The following is a 16,113-nucleotide window of genomic DNA, read 5'->3' on the forward strand; positions in this document are numbered from 1 at the left end:
TTTCACAACTTGAACACCTGATGGCAACGACTGAACATCTGCCGCGCCCGCTCCACCCAGTCATTGGCCAAGGCATCGAAATCCGTCTGGGTGATGCGACATGTCAACGGCAGATCGCAGACTCCGGCGAGACAGGGGCGGGGCCCGCGGACGTCCCACACGGAAAGCATGGGGTTCAATTGTTCGGTATTCCATGCGTTCGACGCGGCTGCGGCAATGGCGAGTTGGTCCTGCCGGAGGAAATTCCCGTCCGTCGCGAAGGCAACGAGCAGTCTCTTGGTCGTCATGAACCGCAGCGTGACCACCCGCCCCGCCTCCTGGAGATCGAATTGCAGGGAGACGGAGACGGTGTCGTGGACCGTGTGGTAATTCCGCCGCGCCACCCAGTTCTGCACCAACTGCCGCCAGTGCGTACCGAGGTCGTATATCTCGGCGTTGCGCCCCGGATACGAGTCGCGACCGTCACGACCGTCACGACCGGAGAAGGAGTCACGGCCCGGGTAGGAGTCAGGAACCGTCACGGACCACCGCCCCGGCGACCATGGCGTCGGTCAGCCCGGCGTCGAGCAGCGCCTGCGCGTGCAGCAGCAGGCAGGAGGGGACGGACTCACTCGTCGTACGGCGCAGATGACGCTCCCTCAGCTCCTCGTACCGCACCTCGATGGTCCGGGCCACCTGCGGCGGCGGCCACACCTCGACGCGGGTCTCCTCCTCCACCAACTCGGCCAGGATCTCGGCGAGCCGGGGCCGGTCCTCGGGCCGCTTGGCCAGACAGCGCGCGATGAGGGGCCGCAGTCCGGGCGGTACGCCGTCGAGCCGGGGCTCTCCCCGTACGACCTCGACGCGCACGCCCTCCCCGCTGCCGTGCGGGGGGCGGCCGGTGAGCGCGTACACCAGGACCCCGCCCAGGGAGAAGACGTCGCTCGGCGGGCCGACGCGGTCGCCGCGGATCTGCTCGGGCGACATGAACGGCGGAGTGCCGACGACGACACCGACGCGGGTGAGGCCGGGGGCGCCGTCCACGCGGGAGATGCCGAAGTCGATGACGCGGGGGCCGTCCTGGGCGAGCAGGACGTTCGCCGGCTTGAGGTCGCGGTGGACGACGTGGGCGGCGTGGATGGCCTGCAACGCCTCGACGAGGCCGGCGCCGAGGGGGCGGACCTGGGCCTCGGGGAGGGGGCCGTCGGCGCGGACCGCTTCCGAGAGGGAGGGGCCGGGGACGTACATCGTGGCCAGCCAGGGGAGTTCGGCGGTGGGGTCGGCGTCGACGACGGCGGCGGTGTAGGCGCCGCTGACCACGCGGGCGGCGGCGACCTCGCGGGCGAAGCGTTCGCGGAACTCGGGTTCGGCGGCGAGTTCGGGGCGGGCGACCTTGACGGCGACCTCTCGGCCGGCGGGTGAGCGGCCGAGGTAGACCCAGCCCATGCCGCCGGAGCCGAGGCGGCCGACTATCTTGTACGGGCCGATCTTCATGGGGTCACTTACGGGTGTGCGCACCCCGGTCACCTCATTTCGGGGTTCGGTGCGGATGTCCCGAGTGTCCCGCGAATTCCGGCCCCCGGCAGCCCTTTTCGCCCCCTTCGACCCCCAGGCGTCCGTCCGGTGGGGGCTGGTCACGCAGTTCCCCGCGCCCCTGAAAGGCCTACGGCCATTTCCGGGCGAAAAAGCAGGGGCGCAGCCCCGCTTTTTCAGGGGCGCGGGGAACTGCGCGAGCGACCCCCACCCACCCGCACTCGCCGACGAAACCCAACCCCCGAGCTGACAGGCACACAAAAAACCCGCGGTCGGCCAAGGAGAAAGTCACTGGTCAGGGCAACCCATACCCGGCCGACCGCGGAGCGAAAGGGCGTCAGCCCAGGCGGCTCACCAGCGCCCGGTACTCGTCCCACAACTCCTTCGGCGTGTGATCACCGAACGTGTTGAGGTGCTCGGGCACGAGCGCCGCCTCCTCCCGCCACACCTCCTTGTCGACGGTCAGCAGGAAGTCCAGGTCGGACGAGGAGAGATCCAGCCCCTCCGTGTCCAGCGCCTCCCGCGTCGGGAGGATGCCGATCGGCGTCTCCACCCCGTCCGCCTTGCCGTCCAGCCGGTCCACGATCCACTTCAGCACCCGGCTGTTCTCGCCGAACCCTGGCCACACGAACTTGCCCGCGTCGTTCTTGCGGAACCAGTTGACGTAGTAGATCTTCGGCAGCTTGGACTGGTCCCTGCCCTTGGCGACGTCGACCCAGTGGCCCATGTAGTCGCCCATGTTGTAGCCGCAGAAGGGCAGCATCGCGAAGGGGTCGCGGCGCAGTTCGCCGACCTTGCCCTCGGCCGCCGCGGTCTTCTCGGACGCCACGTTCGCGCCCAGGAACACCCCGTGGTTCCAGTCGAAGGACTCCGTCACCAGCGGCACGGCCGTGGCCCGGCGGCCACCGAACAGGATCGCCGAGATCGGCACGCCCTTGGGGTTCTCCCACTCCGGCGCGATGATCGGGCACTGCGCGGCCGGAACCGTGAAGCGGGCGTTGGGGTGGGCGGCCGGCGTCCCGGAGGACGGCGTCCAGTCGTTGCCCTTCCAGTCGGTCAGGTGCGCCGGGGTCTCCTCCGTCATCCCCTCCCACCAGATGTCGCCGTCGTCGGTCAGCGCCACGTTGGTGAAGACCGAGTTGCCCCAGAGGGTCTTCATCGCGTTGGCGTTGGTGTGCTCACCGGTGCCGGGCGCGACACCGAAGAACCCGGCCTCGGGGTTGATGGCGTAGAGCTGCCCGTCCTCACCGAAGCGCATCCACGCGATGTCGTCGCCGATCGTCTCGACGGTCCAGCCGGAGATCGTCGGCTCCAGCATCGCGAGGTTGGTCTTGCCGCAGGCCGACGGGAAGGCCGCCGCCACGTACTTCGACTCGCCCTGCGGGGGCGTCAGTTTGAGGATCAGCATGTGCTCGGCCAGCCAGCCCTCGTCGCGCGCCATCACCGAGGCGATACGCAGGGCGTAGCACTTCTTGCCGAGCAGCGCGTTGCCGCCGTACCCGGAGCCGTACGACCAGATCTCGCGGCTCTCGGGGAAGTGGGAGATGTACTTGGTGCTGTTGCAGGGCCACGGCACATCGGCCTGGCCGGGCTCCAGCGGGGCGCCGAGGGTGTGCACGGCCTTCACGAAGAAGCCCTCGGAGCCGAGCTCGTCCAGCACGGGCTGTCCCATACGGGTCATCGTGCGCATGGAGACGGCGACGTACGCGGAGTCGGTGATCTCGACGCCGATGGCGGAGAGCGGCGAGCCCAGCGGGCCCATGCAGAACGGGACGACGTACATCGTGCGCCCGCGCATCGAGCCGCGGAACAGGCCCTTCTCGCCCTGGAAGATCTCCCGCATCTCGGCGGGGGCCTTCCAGTGGTTGGTCGGGCCCGCGTCCTCCTCCTTCTCCGAACAGATGAACGTACGGTCCTCGACCCGGGCGACATCGGTCGGGTCGGACGCGGCGTAGTAGGAGTTCGGGCGCTTGATCGGGTCGAGTTTCCGGAAGGTGCCCTTCTCGACGAGCTCCCCGCACAGGCGCTCGTACTCGGCCTCGGATCCGTCACACCAGACCACGTTGTCCGGCTCGGTCAGTTCGGCGATCTCGTTCACCCACGCCACGAGTTCTCGGTGGGTGGTCGGGACGGTTGAAGGGGGAGCCGCGATGTCGCGCGCCACGATTGCTCCTAAGTGAGGGATTTTGTGTTGGAGGCCCCGTGGGGGCTGCGACCCGGATGCTTCACGGTTGGATCTCTGGGCGCTCATCCGGTGCCGACCGCACTCATTTGATCATCCGATGGGAGCGCCCATCTGTCCAGAGGGCCGCCCACGTGAGCATCGTGACCATCACCACTCCCCCCGATTTCGCCCAAGAGGTTTCCCTCTGTCACCACCACCTCACCAGGGGTGGCGGAATGCGCGTTCGAACATCCCTGCGGGCCCCCGCGTGAGAGGATGGCCACTTCCGGATACGCGAACGGTCCGCGCGCTCCCGTAAGTTACGGTTCCGTAGGTACGATGCGAGACATGACTGCGTCCGTCCCCGATGCACACAAGGAGACGTCGGCCGACGGCCGCCCGGCCGACGCGCGCTCCCTACCGCATCAGATCGCCCACCAGATCACCGACGAGATCAACCAGATCACCGACGAGATCAAGCCCAGACTCCGGGGCTGGCTCCATCTCGGCATGTTCCCGGCCGCCCTCGTCGCCGGCCTGGTGCTCACCGCTCTCGCGGGTTCCACGCGCGGCCGTATCGCCTGCGGGATCTTCACACTCACGGCCTGCCTGCTGTTCGGCGTCAGCGCGCTGTACCACCGGGGCGACTGGAGCCCGCGCATGGACGGCATCCTGCGCCGACTGGATCACGCCAACATCTTCCTGATCATCGCGGGCACCTACACCCCGCTGACGATGCTGCTGCTGCCGGGCGCCAAGGGCCAGTGGCTGCTGTGGGGCATCTGGGCGGCGGCGCTCGCCGGCATCGTCTTCCGGGTCTTCTGGGTCGGCGCCCCGCGCTGGCTCTACACCCCCTGCTACATCGCGATGGGCTGGGCCGCGGTCTTCTTCCTGCCCGACTTCATGCGCACCGGCGGTATCGCCGTCCTCGTCCTGGTGGTCGTCGGCGGCGTCCTCTACAGCGTCGGCGGAGTCATCTACGGCCTCAAGCGCCCGGACCCGTCACCGCGCTGGTTCGGCTTCCACGAGGTCTTCCACTCCCTGACCCTGGCGGCGTTCATCGCGCACTACGTGGGGATCTCGCTGGTGGCGTACCAGCACGCGTAGTACGCGACTCCTCGCGCTCTCTCCCTGGCCACGGCTCTCGAGCCGTGGCCATCGTCGTGCGCCCACCGACGCCGTCCTGGCCCACGACGTGAACGCGGTCGTCACGGCGCGCACCGTCATGGGGACGGCCGGGCGGGACGACGGCCCTGACCTGGCTCCCCCTGAGGCCGATGCCCGACAATGACCGCATGACGGCCGCACGCCCCACCACCCCCACTCCCGCCCCCGCGCCCCCCGCTCCCCCCGCCGACCGTCCCCGCCTCGGGCTGCGGGAGCGGAAGAAGATCAAGACGCGCGAGACGATCCGCTCGGCGATGTACGCGCTGGTCCGGGAGCAGGGCTACGACGCCACGACGATCGAGCAGATCGCCGACCGGGCGGAGGTCTCGCCGTCGACCGTCTTCCGCTACTTCCCGACCATGGAGGACATCGTCCTCACCGACGAGTACGACCCGATCCTCCTGGAGGAACTGCGGGGACGCCCGGCGGACGAACCCTGGCCGGACAGCATCCGGCACGTGATGCGGGAGGCCGTCCGCACGGGCGTCGAGGAGGACGCGGAGGTCGCCCGGCTGCGCACCCGTCTGATGGTCCAGGTCCCGGCGGTGCGCTCACGCATGATGGAGAGCATGTCGGTCACGGGCCGCGTGCTCTGCGCCGCGATCGGCGAACGCACCGGCCGCGACCCGGACAGCCTGGAGGTCAGGGTCTGGGCGATGTCCTTGATCGGCGGCCTGCTGGAAACATCGCTCTACTGGGCGGAGAACGACCACCGCGACGACTTCGCCGACCTGGTGGACCGCGCCCTGGACACCCTCCAGCACGGCCTGGGCTCGGAAAACCGCTGAGCCTCCGCCCGCCTCCCATGCCATCCTGACCAGGTGAAACCCGCCGCGATCCATATCGAAGTCGCCCCCGAACTGGCCCTGTTCGTCCCCCACGCCCACCGCACGGGGACGAGGCCGCTGGCCACCGACGGGGTCTCCACGCTCGGCCATGTCGTGGAGTCCCTGGGCGTACCGCTGACGGAGGTGGGCGCACTGGTCGTGAACGGCCGCGAGGTCCGGGTGTCCCACGTCCCGGCCGACGGCGAGTCGGTGACCGTACGCCCGGTGGAACGCCCCCAGCAGGTCCCGGGCGCCCCGCTCCGCTTCCTCCTCGACGTCCACCTCGGCACCCTGGCCCGCCGGTTGCGCCTGCTGGGCGTCGACGCGGCGTACGAGTCCACGGACCTCGGCGACCCGGCCCTCGCCACGCTCTCCGCCACCGAGCGACGGGTGATGCTCAGCCGCGACCGGGGTCTGCTGCGGCGCCGCGAACTGTGGGCCGGGGCGTACGTCTACAGCACCCAGCCGGACGAACAACTCCGCGACGTACTGGCCCGTTTCGCCCCGTCCCTCCACCCCTGGACCCGCTGCACCGCCTGCAACGGCCTCCTGAAACCGGCCACGAAGGAAGAGGTGGCGGACCGCCTGGAGGGCGGCACGGAACGCTCGTACGACGTCTTCGCCCAGTGCGACACCTGCGGCCGGGCGTACTGGAAGGGCGCGCACCACGAACAACTGGAAGCGATCGTGCGGGAGGCGCTGGAGACGCGCGGGAGGTAGCCGGGCCGCCCTGGACCCCGACCGGACAGGTCAGGGGAGCCCCGCCGTGGACAACGATGTCCGATAGGCGTTCATGCCCTCGCGTGCCTCCAGCACCACGGTCGCCGGGCGCCCCGCTCCCCGCAGCCGCAGGGTCCGCTCCTCGCTCCACCCGCGCATGCGGAACACGTCGTCTCCGAGGTGCTCCAGCGCGCAGAACGGCCGGCCGTCCGTCACCAGCCGCAGCGTGCCCTCGTGGACGACGATCTCGGCCGGGACGACGTTCCGTCGCGCGCCGCGCGCCAGGAAGTGCCCGGGCTCCTCCCAGTCGACGAAGGCCTCGGGCAGGGGGAAACGGCAGGTGAAGCGGTGGAGTTCGGCCGGGGGCAAGGGGATCTCGGGGCGGTGTTCCAGCACTGCGGGGCTGCGCAGACGGGGCTGGAGATCCGCGGGGAAGAGGTCGGCCAGGGCGGCCGTGTGGTGCAGGTCGATCACCGCGACGACGAGTTGCCCGGCCCCGCCGTTCACCAGGGCGTGTTGCCGCCAGGAGGCCGCGAAGCACAGCGTTCCCGGCGGCCAGTGACTCCTGCCGTCCACGAACACGGCCAGGGACCCCGCTCCGCCGGCCAGCGGCAGGTACAGCCGGCACAGGCCCCACGGCGGGCCGTTCTTGACCGTCCGGAGGTCGGAGAGGACGGCCCCCGGGGCCATGGTCACCAGGTTCACGGAACGCAGCGGCGCGGGCAGGCCCCGGAGAATTCCGGCGAGCAGGGGCATCCGGTCCAGCCACCGGGTGGCGGCGAACGTCCGCAGTCCCGGCCCCGCGAACCCGGTACGCCGGAGATCGCCCCCGGGGCTGTGCAGGGTGAGCACCTGGTGGCTGCCCGCGTCGGGCGACGGCGCGCCCGCCGACCGCAGCGCGGTCAACTCGGCGCGCAGGGGGCCGAGGTCGCCCACCCGGCCCAGCCCCACCACGTCGGGAAGGAGCCGGCCCTGGGGGTCGTGCGTCCGTACCGCCTCGCGCGTCGACCTCATCCGAACTGGTCGACCGCGAGTTTGATCACCAACCCGGTGACGACCACGAGCAGGACGCCGCGGATGAAGCCGGAGCCCCGCTTCAGCGCGGTGCGGGCTCCGAGGGTGGCTCCCGCGATGTTGCAGACGGCCATCCCGGCCCCGAGGGTCCACAGGATGTGGCCCTGCATGGCGAAGACGGTGAGCGCGCCGAAGTTCGTCCCCACGTTCACGATCTTCGCCAGTGCCGAGCTCTGGAGGAACTCCATGGACAGCAGGGCGGTGAAGCTCATGATGAGGAAGGTTCCGGTACCGGGTCCGAAGACACCGTCGTAGAAGCCGACGCCGCAGCCCGCGACGGCGATGGCCATCAGCCGGCGTCGTCGGCTGACCGCGTCGGCGGTCTCGATCACGGATCCGAAGCTCGGGCGCAACGTCACGAACGCCGCCACGCCGACCAGCAGGGCCATGATCAAGGGCCGGAACCAGTCGGCCGGCAGGCTCGAGGCGGACAGGGCGCCGACCCCGGCGGAGGGGATCGCGAGTCCGGCCGCGGACAGCGCCACGGACCGGTCCAGTTTGGTGCGCCGCGCATAGGTGACGGCGGCGACGCTGGTGCCGGTGATCGCCGTCAGTTTGTTGGTGCCCAGCACGGTGGCGGGTGCCATGGTCGGGAACGCCACCAGCAGCGTCGGGATCAGGATCAGCCCGCCACCCCCCACCACGGCGTCCACCCACCCGGCCGCGGTCGCGGCCACCAGAAGCGCGGCGACTATCTCTGGATCCATCCCGGTCCTTCCCTGCCGTCCATCGAGCCACCGATGAGCACCGGTGGGCCGTAAGGACCTTAACAGCTTGATGCATATTACTTGCAAGAGCAACCTAGTTGCCTGAGGGGACATCTCCCCTGTAGGGCGGCGGAGTTGGCCGAAAAAGCTGCACCTATGATCAAGTCACTCGTAGTGATGCTCCGAAAACAGAGAGGCTCGACGAACGTGGTGGAACAGCGTGTGGTCATCGTGACGGGCGGGGGCACGGGCATCGGGGCCGCCTGTGTCCGGCTGTTACGGAAGGAGGGTCACCATGTGGTCGCCTCCGGGCGGCGCCCCGATCCCCTGTTGCGCATGGCGGAGGAGACCGGGGCCCTCGCCCATCCGTCCGACGTCGGGGACCCCGACGCCGCCGCGGGCCTGGTCGACGCGGCCCTGGCGGCCTACGGACGGCTGGACGGGCTCGTCCTGAACGCGGGCATCGGCCGCGGTGGCGCCGTCGGCGACCTGTCGATGCGGGACTGGGAGGACGTGATGCGCACGAACGTCACCGGGCCCCTGCTGCTGTTGCGTGCGGCGATCCCCCATCTGCTGCCGTCGCGCGGGTCCGTCGTCGCCGTCGCGTCGGTGTCCGCCCTGCGCAACGGCGCCGGCAACGCCGCGTACGCGACGTCCAAGGCCGCCCTGCTCCAGCTCTGCCGCTCCCTGGCCGTCGACTACGGACGACAAGGCCTGCGCGCCAACATCGTGTGCCCGAGTTGGGTGCGCAGCGAGATGGCCGACCGGCGGATGGCGCGCTTCGCCGCGGAGACCGGGCTGGGCGACGGGGGCGTGGAGGCCGCCTACGACGAGGCGACCCGGCCACTGCCCCTGGGGCGCCCGGGCGACCCGGCCGAAGTCGCGGAGGCGGTCGGCTGGTTGCTGTCTCCGGCCGCCTCGTACGTCAACGGGGCGGTGCTGACCGTCGACGGCGGCGCGACGGCGCTCGATCCCGGAACGCTCGCCTTCGACTTCCGTATCGAAGCCCGGAACCCCGAGGGGCGATGACCGCGGCACGGCTCGGGTCACGGCCGGCGGGCGGCGCGTGCCCGGGGCCGTCGGCCGACCGCGTCCGCCGTCGACGGCCACATACCCGCGAGGACGAGGAGCGTCGTCAGGGTGCCCTGGTCGAGGCCCGGCAGCGGGCAGGGGCCGGCGGCGGGCGCCGTCCCGTCGAGCCGGACCTGTCGGGCCTCGACGAGCGCGCCGGCCAGCGCCGCCGCGTCGAGGCGGTCGCTGCCGACGCCCGCGCAGCGAGCCCGTCGGCCCGCCCGCTCGTACGCACCCGCCGGGACGTAGCGCTGTAGCTCCAGAATCGCGTCGTACGTCTCGATGGTCTGCCGATGGGCCTGGAGCGCGAGCGGCCCCTGGGGGTGCAGCACCTGCCGGATCCGGCTCCTTCGCGGCGGGACGAGGACCACATGGGGTACGGCGCCGGTCAGGTCGCGCCACAGGGGCCAGAGCACCCAGACGGTCCGCAGGGACACCGCGGCCCGGCCCAGCGCGAAGACCGTGGGCACCGACAGGGAGACTGCACGGAGGAGACCGTGCACGCTGATGACGACCGACAGGGCGTCCATTCCGCCCGGGGTGGAGACGTAGTGGTGGACGAGATAGCCGGTCCAGAAGACGACGGCGAGGCAGCTGCCCGCCGCGAACAGCCGCAGGGACCAGCTCAGTTCATGATCCTTCGTACGCCGGGCGTATTTCCGGCAGACGGCGACGGCGGCGATGTCTCCGGCGAGATGGGCACCGGCGAGGATCAGTACATACGGTGTCGACGGGGCTGCCGGGCTCTGGACGGACCGCGCGCCCGGCGGCGCCCCTTCGAACAGTCCCAGCAGCGACAGGGCGACCACCACCGCCGCCATCCCCGTCACCACGGCGATGTGCGGGCCACGGCCGTGGGTGGCGTCCATGACGAAGAGCAGGACCAGTCCGGCGCTCAGGACGCCGATCAGGTTCCGGGTCAGGACGATCATGTGGGTGTCGGCGCCCAGGCCCGTCACCAGGGTGACGACCGCGGGCTGGAAGAGAGAGGTGGCCACCGCCGCGGCCAGGACGGTGAGCCAGAGTCCCCGCTGGTGACGGTGGCGAAGCGCCGGCCGTGCCCGCCAGACGAGGGCGGCCCACAGAGCCAGGATGCTCCACAGACCGAGTCGGTCCGCGATGTCATTCAGCTCCATCGACCGGGACTCCCAGGAACGCACCGAGCCGCCCCAGCCGGCCGCCGGGGCGCACGGGCCTGCTGCCGCTGCGCAACAGACTGGCTATCATCTCGGCCTCCTGTTCCTCGGCCGTCGTGTAACTCGTGCGGGCCATCAGGCGCTTGACCAGTTGGGGCTGGAGGCCGCCCAGCAGCTGACCGACCTGCTCGGCGGCCACGGCCGTGTCGCCCCGATGATGGTCGGTGAGTATGTGACCGATCTCGTGCAGGATGATGTGCTCCTGGTGCAGTCCCGCGGCGCGGGGTTCGTAGAACACGTAATCCGCGTCGTCCGTGCCGATCCACAGCCCGCAGGCACCGGCCGCGGCGATCTGCTCGGGCAGTTCCCGGAGGACGAGCGGACGGCCCCGGCGGTCCTGGACCCAGCGGAGGATCTCTCCGAGGGAACCGGTTCTCGGCACCCCGAGGTCGTCGAGGGTGGCCTGGCATTTTCGCCGCAGTGCGACGTACTTGTCGTTCTTCTTCATCGTTCGGCGGGATCCGCTTCGGCCGTCTACCTGTCTGTTTCTGTCGCCATGGCGTTGACAACGGCGAGCAGGGCGTCGAGCCCGACCTCCGTCAGTCCGTCGGCTCGAAATGCGAGTTTCCGCACCTTGCTGTTGGACAGGGCGACCGCGAACTCCATCTGACGTCTTACCTTTTCGGACACCTCCTCGTCGGTGAAATAGTCCGGGGTCACACCGAAGTGCTCCGCCAGTGCTCGGAGATACTCACGGGCCACGTTCCGTTTCCGGCCGGTCGCCAGTTCCCAGAGATACGTGGCTGAAAAGGTGCGGCCCGTGCTCGCCCCGATCTCCTCGGCGATCTTGCTGTATGGAGGCCGCTTGCCCCGATAGAAAGCGTTGATCACATCGTCGAGCCGCCGGGCGAGCGGGGGAAGGGCTCGCGCGTCGTCATCGGCGCCGCCGCGATCGACCATATTCCAGACTCCCGAGCGAAGAAGTCGCATTCTGCCACCGTGCGGACAGAACGCCGTCGCACACCCAAGCAGTTGTCCGCTATACCGATCAAGGCTTCCAAGACCTCCGACGGGCCTTTGGCTCGATCTTGTCCCTGCCCGGCACAAGGGGCACCACCAGGTCACATCCGCGTTCAACGAAGTCCGCCAGCGGATCAGTTGACACCCATTCATCCGCTGAGTACGGTCGATCACCGACATGATCACTCTGTGTGCTCGCACGACATCCATCAGTGGCCCCAAGAGGATTCGATATCAGATGCAGTGTTGATGCGGACGGGAAGTCGAAGAGATCACGGATGAAGAGACCTCGCCGCCGCGGGAGAAGGTCCGCCGTCCGTCGGTTCTCGAAGTGAGCTCCACGCACCTACGGGGGTGCCTCGCCAAGCCGAGGAGAAGTGGTGACACGAGCAAATCTGCTGTTCCTGGATGTCGGTCCGGACGACGAGGAGGCGTATCGGCTCCTGCTGCGGCGCCAGCATTTCGGACAGCGGGATCCCGATCGCCGGGCGGCTGACGCCCGGGGCATTCAGGACCTGGAGACGAGCCACCGACGGCTGGTCGAACTGGGCCTGGCGACCGAGACCCGAGGTGGGCCGCCGGCCCCCGTGTCGCCCGCCAAGGCGGTGGAACGACTGATGGACCGCAAGGTCGGCCAGTTGCGGGAGGAGCTGGAGGAGGAGGTCGCCCGGAGCGCCGTGGTCGACTCGCTGCTGGCCGAGCGCGACAGGTCCCTCCCGGACGGCGACCGGGCCCCCGACGTCGGCAGCACCGTCCAGCACATCGAGGGCATGGCGGCGGTACGAGCCGTCATCGACGAACTGACGTTCTTCACGCGCACCGAGAGCCTGACCACCAGCCCGACGGGAGTGCTCGACGAGGAGAGCATCAGACACGCCCGGCTGCTGGACACGCGGATCCTGCGCCGGGGGGTGCACATGCGAACCCTGCTGGCCTCGCCTGCCCTCGACGATCCGGGGACGATGAACTACGCCCGCGAGCTGGCGTCGAAGGGTGCGCACATACGCATCTCGTACCAGCCCCTGGAGCGGCTGATCATCTGTGACCGGGCCGCGGCCCTCACACCGATCGACCCGGCCCACACCGCGCGGGGCGCGATCCTGACCCGCGACCCCGGTCTGGTGGCCGCGCTGGTCGCGCTCTTCGAGCGCATGTGGCACGCCTCCCACGACCTGATCGCACCGGACGCGGACGACGACAGCCGGACGGCCGGTCTCGCCAACGATCTGGAACGGCAGATCCTCCAGTCGCTGCGGACGGCGGAGAAGGACGAGGTCGGCGCACGCGAACTGGGGATCGCGGTCCGCACCTACCGGAAGTACATCGCGTCGCTCATGCAGCGCCTCGGCGCGGCCAACCGCTTCCACGCGGCGCTCCTGGCCCGCGAGCGCGGCTGGATCTGACAGGCCGACCGCCCGCCGGAAAAGGTCGGCGGGCGGTCGCTGTTCACCTTTTCTTCGGTCAGGCATTCCGGGCCGTATTCCGCACGTTCCCGTCCTTCGATCCCGCGCTGCGCCCTGTTCCGCACCGCTGATCCAGCACATCAGGCAGGCGTGCAATAAGTGGTATCGAGAGGTGCAGGAAGCGGAATGCCCGGACCGGAGATCCACCAGTGATCGGACAGTAGAGTTGCGTCTGCAAGGAGTTCGCAACAGCCGATATCCGTCGACCGGAGTCACCATGCGATGCGCCACACCTTCCCTCGCCGGCCACAGTTTCCTCGATTCCAGACAGGGCTTCACCGCGGCCCATGTCAACGACTGGGGCTGAGAGGGTCGGTCAGCAGAAGAATGAGGTTCCTGTTGCCGGCGACATCGCGAGGAGCATGACGTGCCCAGCACCTACCAAGTGCAGGTCACGGAAATCACCACGACCGCGCCGGAGACCACCGCGGTGAGACTTTTCGCCTCTCTCCCGGCCCAGTGGGACGTCACTCTGATCGACTGCGTCAGGGCGACGGTCGTCCTTTCCCTCACGCTTCCCGAGGATTCGTCACCGACGGACGTGGCGCATGCGGTGGACGACGCACTGAGACGCCCCGAAATGCGGGGGTGGTTTCGGGACGGTCCTGTGACCTCCCTCCCGAGCGCCGGTGGACAGCAGGATCCAGAAAGACCGATCCCTGATTTTCCCGATCCGTGAAGAATTCCTGCGGGCGACGCAGAGAAGAACGAGGGAGTGGCGGACAGCAATGACGGCCGAGAAAAGCATCATACTTGGTTGCGCGTCGACCGGAGCGAAGTTCACCCCAGGCAATCACCGCATGACCGGTGACGCGCTGCTCGACCAGATCTGCACCGGTGCCACCATCAAGAGGACGCCTCTGGCACTGCTCGCGGAAGCGGAATCCCTCTACGGTATGGGGTGCCGTTACTACCACTATCACGCGCGGAACAAGAAAACGCACGAGCAGTCCACCAGCAACGAGATCTACCAGGAGATCAGCCGGCCCCTCCAACTCCGCAACAAGGAGATGCTGATCAGTTTCGGCGCAAGCCGGAACGGGGCGGAGGTGCGGGAGTCGATCCAGCGCTTCGGCGAGTGGGAACGCATCAGTCAGAGCAGCCTTCCGCTGCACCTCGGCGGCGCCCATTTCGTCACGCTCCAGGCGGCTGTGGAGCTCCAGTTGATGTGTGAGCTGGAACGTCACCACGGTGTCCCCACCGTCGAATCCATCGACACACCGGGCTTCCGCGAGACCCTCCTCGCCTATCAGCCGTCCGATCGCCTCACCGACACAAGTCTCGAAACCTACTCGACGAGCAGTGGGGCGAACTACGGACGGACCTCGCCGCTGATCCAGTTCGAGGTCCTGCGCAACGCGATCCGGGCCCGCGAGCGGCTGGCCCTTCTGCACGAGGTGGAGTGGGTCCAGTTCCCGCGCAGTTACGCGATGACCCGGTACGCGGTCGAGCATCCCCGGCTGCGTCTCGGCAGCAGCGGCCAGTTGAACATCACGCTGTTGTTCGGATTCTCTCCGCGGCTGCCCTTCCCCACGAGCTACGCCGAGTTCAAGCGGGTGGTGGACGCGGCGCGCACGCTGGAGTACGACCTCGCCGAACCCGGTGTGCGCAAGCGCCATGTGACCGTCACGGTGGGGGCCGCCGTGCTGCCGGAACAGGCGGAGCGGTACGCGGTACCGCTGGACGTGGGAGCCCGGCGGGGCGAACCGGCCTGTGCCCTGCGCAGGCTCGCGACGTACGCGGCCCAACCGGACAGCGGTGTCGACGTCGTTCGGTTCGGCATGGAGGACACTCCGTACTCGTTCGACGCCCGCGGGGAACTGGGGGGCGGTCTTCGCCTCGCGGACAACTGCGACCTGGCCGAGACCGTGATCGACGAACTGGCCGACAACGGCACGCGGGTCGAGACGGACCCCGATGTGATCTTCCACCGCATGGGCCTGGACCGCGTCACGGAGAAGCTCTTCGTCGAGCAGCGCCGACGTCCACTCGGAGAGCCGGCCGACCCGGCCGAGACGTCGGACGAGAAGGAACTCCAGTCGGTCTGACGCTCCGCACGTCTTCGCGAGCCCACCCCGAAACCTCTGGAAGAGACACTCCATGCCCTGCGGGCAGAGAGGCGGATCACCATGACTGTTGCCGAACACGCCCTGGACGGGCGCTGGTTGGTGGAGGCGGACGAACTCACCCGGTTCACCGCGGAGTCGCTGCGCGCCGCGGGCGCCAGTGCCGAGGACGCGGCGGTGACCGCGGAGGTCCTGGTCGCGTCCGACCTGGGCGGGGTCGACAGCCACGGGGTCGCCCGGCTGCGCCGCTATGTCGAGGGCCTGCGGGAGGGCGACATCAACCGGCACGCCGTGCCCGAGGTGGTCTACGGCAAGGGCAGCGTCTGTGTCGTCGACGCCCACAACGGCCTCGGCCAGCCGGCCCTGCGGACGGCCGTCGATCTCGCCGTGGACCGGGCGCACGAGTACGGCACCTCCGCGGTGATGGTCCGGCGGTCCAACCACATGGGGATCGCCGGATGGTTCGCCGAACGTGCCGCGCGGGCCGGCATGTTCGCGCTGGTCTCCACCAACGCCGTACCGCAGGTGGCCCCGATGGGCACCAACGAGCCCATGTTCGGCACCAACCCGTTCTGCTACGCCCTGCCCACCGCCGACGGGACACTCTGTTTCGACGGCGCGACCAGCACCGTCTCGCGGGGGAAGCTGGAGCAGCTGGACCGCTTGGGGGAACCCATGGAGTCCGGCTGGGCCCTGGGGCCCGACGGCGATCCGTCCATGAACCCCGCGGAAACCGTGTCCGGGCTGATCGACCGGAAAGGCTACGCCCTGCTGCCCCTCGGCGGCGGCGCCCAGCAGCAGGGCGGCCACAAGGGCTCAGGGCTCGCCCTCTTCATAGAACTGCTGTGCGGTCCGCTCGCCGGCGCCCGGTGGAGCCGCCACACCTATCAGGGGGGCGAGGCGGGGGTGGGCCACTTCGTTCTCTGTCTCGCACTCGACGCGCTCGGCGACCCCGAGGTGCTCGCCGCCGAGGTCTCGCAGATGTCCGACGAGATCCGGGCGGGCCGCGCGGTCGCCCCCGAGAACCCCGTACGCGTCCCCGGCGACCGGCGCAGCCGCGTCACCCAGACCCGGCGCGCCCACGGCGTCCCGCTGCTGGGGTCGGTCGTGACCGATCTCCGTGGGATCGCGGAACTGGTGGGCATCGCCCCGGTCTCCGCCACGCCCTACGACGCGTGAGGCCCCC

The 16,113-nt window shown here is 69.5% G+C and carries 16 protein-coding genes; 8 read left to right on the top strand and 8 right to left on the bottom strand.

Going from position 1 to position 16,113, the window contains the following annotated elements; translation table 11 throughout:
- Nucleotides 1-2: 2 nt before the first annotated feature.
- The 3 genes from ACZ52C_RS06845 to ACZ52C_RS06855 all read right to left on the bottom strand — a co-directional run bounded on the left by ACZ52C_RS06845 (nucleotide 3) and on the right by ACZ52C_RS06855 (nucleotide 3,676).
- Nucleotides 3-521: a hypothetical protein gene (locus ACZ52C_RS06845; RefSeq protein ID WP_469073743.1), complete on the bottom strand. Its 519-nt coding sequence runs from the start codon at nucleotides 519-521 to the stop codon at nucleotides 3-5.
- Nucleotides 508-1,497 (bottom strand): serine/threonine-protein kinase, encoded by a 990-nt coding sequence (locus tag ACZ52C_RS06850; RefSeq protein WP_469073744.1) that lies wholly within the window; start codon nucleotides 1,495-1,497, stop codon nucleotides 508-510. The genes ACZ52C_RS06845 and ACZ52C_RS06850 overlap by 14 nt, the downstream gene beginning before the upstream one ends.
- A gap of 352 nt (nucleotides 1,498-1,849) precedes the next feature.
- Nucleotides 1,850-3,676, bottom strand: a complete 1,827-nt coding sequence (locus ACZ52C_RS06855; RefSeq protein ID WP_469073745.1) for a phosphoenolpyruvate carboxykinase (GTP) — start codon at nucleotides 3,674-3,676, stop codon at nucleotides 1,850-1,852.
- A gap of 348 nt (nucleotides 3,677-4,024) precedes the next feature.
- Here ACZ52C_RS06855 and trhA point away from each other — a divergent pair, with 348 nt between their 5' ends.
- From trhA to ACZ52C_RS06870, 3 genes are all read left to right on the top strand, one after another.
- Complete coding sequence (trhA, locus tag ACZ52C_RS06860) at nucleotides 4,025-4,783, top strand: PAQR family membrane homeostasis protein TrhA (protein WP_469073746.1); 759 nt, start codon at nucleotides 4,025-4,027, stop codon at nucleotides 4,781-4,783.
- Between the two features lie 188 nt (nucleotides 4,784-4,971).
- On the top strand, nucleotides 4,972-5,631 hold the full coding sequence (locus ACZ52C_RS06865) for a TetR/AcrR family transcriptional regulator (protein ID WP_469073747.1): 660 nt from the start codon (nucleotides 4,972-4,974) through the stop codon (nucleotides 5,629-5,631).
- A 33-nt stretch (nucleotides 5,632-5,664) separates the two neighbouring features.
- Nucleotides 5,665-6,390, top strand: coding sequence for a Mut7-C RNAse domain-containing protein (locus ACZ52C_RS06870; RefSeq protein WP_469073748.1), 726 nt, complete (start codon nucleotides 5,665-5,667; stop codon nucleotides 6,388-6,390).
- Between the two features lie 30 nt (nucleotides 6,391-6,420).
- On the opposite strand, the gene ACZ52C_RS06875 is transcribed toward ACZ52C_RS06870, so the two are convergent.
- Both ACZ52C_RS06875 and ACZ52C_RS06880 read right to left on the bottom strand, forming a co-directional pair.
- On the bottom strand, nucleotides 6,421-7,404 hold the full coding sequence (locus tag ACZ52C_RS06875) for a hypothetical protein (protein WP_469073749.1): 984 nt from the start codon (nucleotides 7,402-7,404) through the stop codon (nucleotides 6,421-6,423).
- Nucleotides 7,401-8,171: a TSUP family transporter gene (locus tag ACZ52C_RS06880; RefSeq protein WP_469073750.1), complete on the bottom strand. Its 771-nt coding sequence runs from the start codon at nucleotides 8,169-8,171 to the stop codon at nucleotides 7,401-7,403. The genes ACZ52C_RS06875 and ACZ52C_RS06880 overlap by 4 nt, the downstream gene beginning before the upstream one ends.
- Nucleotides 8,172-8,378: 207 nt before the next feature.
- On the opposite strand from ACZ52C_RS06880, the gene ACZ52C_RS06885 reads away from it, so the two are divergent.
- Nucleotides 8,379-9,200 (top strand): SDR family NAD(P)-dependent oxidoreductase, encoded by an 822-nt coding sequence (locus tag ACZ52C_RS06885; RefSeq protein WP_469073751.1) that lies wholly within the window; start codon nucleotides 8,379-8,381, stop codon nucleotides 9,198-9,200.
- Nucleotides 9,201-9,217: 17 nt separating this feature from the next.
- On the opposite strand, the gene ACZ52C_RS06890 is transcribed toward ACZ52C_RS06885, so the two are convergent.
- From ACZ52C_RS06890 to ACZ52C_RS06900, 3 genes are read right to left on the bottom strand one after another with little or no spacing between them, the layout of a single operon-like run.
- Nucleotides 9,218-10,378 (bottom strand): MAB_1171c family putative transporter, encoded by a 1,161-nt coding sequence (locus ACZ52C_RS06890; protein WP_469073752.1) that lies wholly within the window; start codon nucleotides 10,376-10,378, stop codon nucleotides 9,218-9,220.
- On the bottom strand, nucleotides 10,365-10,886 hold the full coding sequence (locus ACZ52C_RS06895) for a regulator component (RefSeq protein ID WP_469073753.1): 522 nt from the start codon (nucleotides 10,884-10,886) through the stop codon (nucleotides 10,365-10,367). The genes ACZ52C_RS06890 and ACZ52C_RS06895 overlap by 14 nt, the downstream gene beginning before the upstream one ends.
- Before the next feature lie 26 nt (nucleotides 10,887-10,912).
- A complete protein-coding gene (locus ACZ52C_RS06900; protein WP_469073754.1) occupies nucleotides 10,913-11,338 on the bottom strand; it encodes a hypothetical protein in 426 nt (141 codons plus the stop codon).
- Nucleotides 11,339-11,778: 440 nt separating this feature from the next.
- Between ACZ52C_RS06900 and ACZ52C_RS06905 the strand changes: the two genes are divergently transcribed.
- The 4 genes from ACZ52C_RS06905 to ACZ52C_RS06920 all read left to right on the top strand — a co-directional run bounded on the left by ACZ52C_RS06905 (nucleotide 11,779) and on the right by ACZ52C_RS06920 (nucleotide 16,106).
- On the top strand, nucleotides 11,779-12,801 hold the full coding sequence (locus ACZ52C_RS06905) for a helix-turn-helix transcriptional regulator (protein ID WP_469073755.1): 1,023 nt from the start codon (nucleotides 11,779-11,781) through the stop codon (nucleotides 12,799-12,801).
- Between the two features lie 427 nt (nucleotides 12,802-13,228).
- Nucleotides 13,229-13,540 (top strand): hypothetical protein, encoded by a 312-nt coding sequence (locus ACZ52C_RS06910; RefSeq protein ID WP_469073756.1) that lies wholly within the window; start codon nucleotides 13,229-13,231, stop codon nucleotides 13,538-13,540.
- Between the two features lie 121 nt (nucleotides 13,541-13,661).
- A complete protein-coding gene (locus ACZ52C_RS06915) occupies nucleotides 13,662-14,909 on the top strand; it encodes a hypothetical protein (protein WP_469073757.1) in 1,248 nt (415 codons plus the stop codon).
- A gap of 81 nt (nucleotides 14,910-14,990) precedes the next feature.
- Complete coding sequence (locus ACZ52C_RS06920; protein ID WP_469073758.1) at nucleotides 14,991-16,106, top strand: Ldh family oxidoreductase; 1,116 nt, start codon at nucleotides 14,991-14,993, stop codon at nucleotides 16,104-16,106.
- The last annotated feature ends 7 nt before the right edge of the window (nucleotides 16,107-16,113 follow it).

The organism is Streptomyces sp. NPDC034049 (assembly GCF_055575575.1).

Coding starts and splice junctions, on each gene's coding strand:
- ACZ52C_RS06920 (WP_469073758.1), top strand. CDS start 14,991: ATGACTGTTGCCGAACACGCCCTGGACGGGCGCTGGTTGGTGGAGGCG.
- ACZ52C_RS06880 (WP_469073750.1), bottom strand. CDS start 8,171: ATGGATCCAGAGATAGTCGCCGCGCTTCTGGTGGCCGCGACCGCGGCC.
- ACZ52C_RS06875 (WP_469073749.1), bottom strand. CDS start 7,404: ATGAGGTCGACGCGCGAGGCGGTACGGACGCACGACCCCCAGGGCCGG.
- ACZ52C_RS06895 (WP_469073753.1), bottom strand. CDS start 10,886: ATGAAGAAGAACGACAAGTACGTCGCACTGCGGCGAAAATGCCAGGCC.
- ACZ52C_RS06865 (WP_469073747.1), top strand. CDS start 4,972: ATGACGGCCGCACGCCCCACCACCCCCACTCCCGCCCCCGCGCCCCCC.
- ACZ52C_RS06900 (WP_469073754.1), bottom strand. CDS start 11,338: ATGGTCGATCGCGGCGGCGCCGATGACGACGCGCGAGCCCTTCCCCCG.
- trhA (WP_469073746.1), top strand. CDS start 4,025: ATGACTGCGTCCGTCCCCGATGCACACAAGGAGACGTCGGCCGACGGC.
- ACZ52C_RS06890 (WP_469073752.1), bottom strand. CDS start 10,378: ATGGAGCTGAATGACATCGCGGACCGACTCGGTCTGTGGAGCATCCTG.
- ACZ52C_RS06915 (WP_469073757.1), top strand. CDS start 13,662: ATGACCGGTGACGCGCTGCTCGACCAGATCTGCACCGGTGCCACCATC.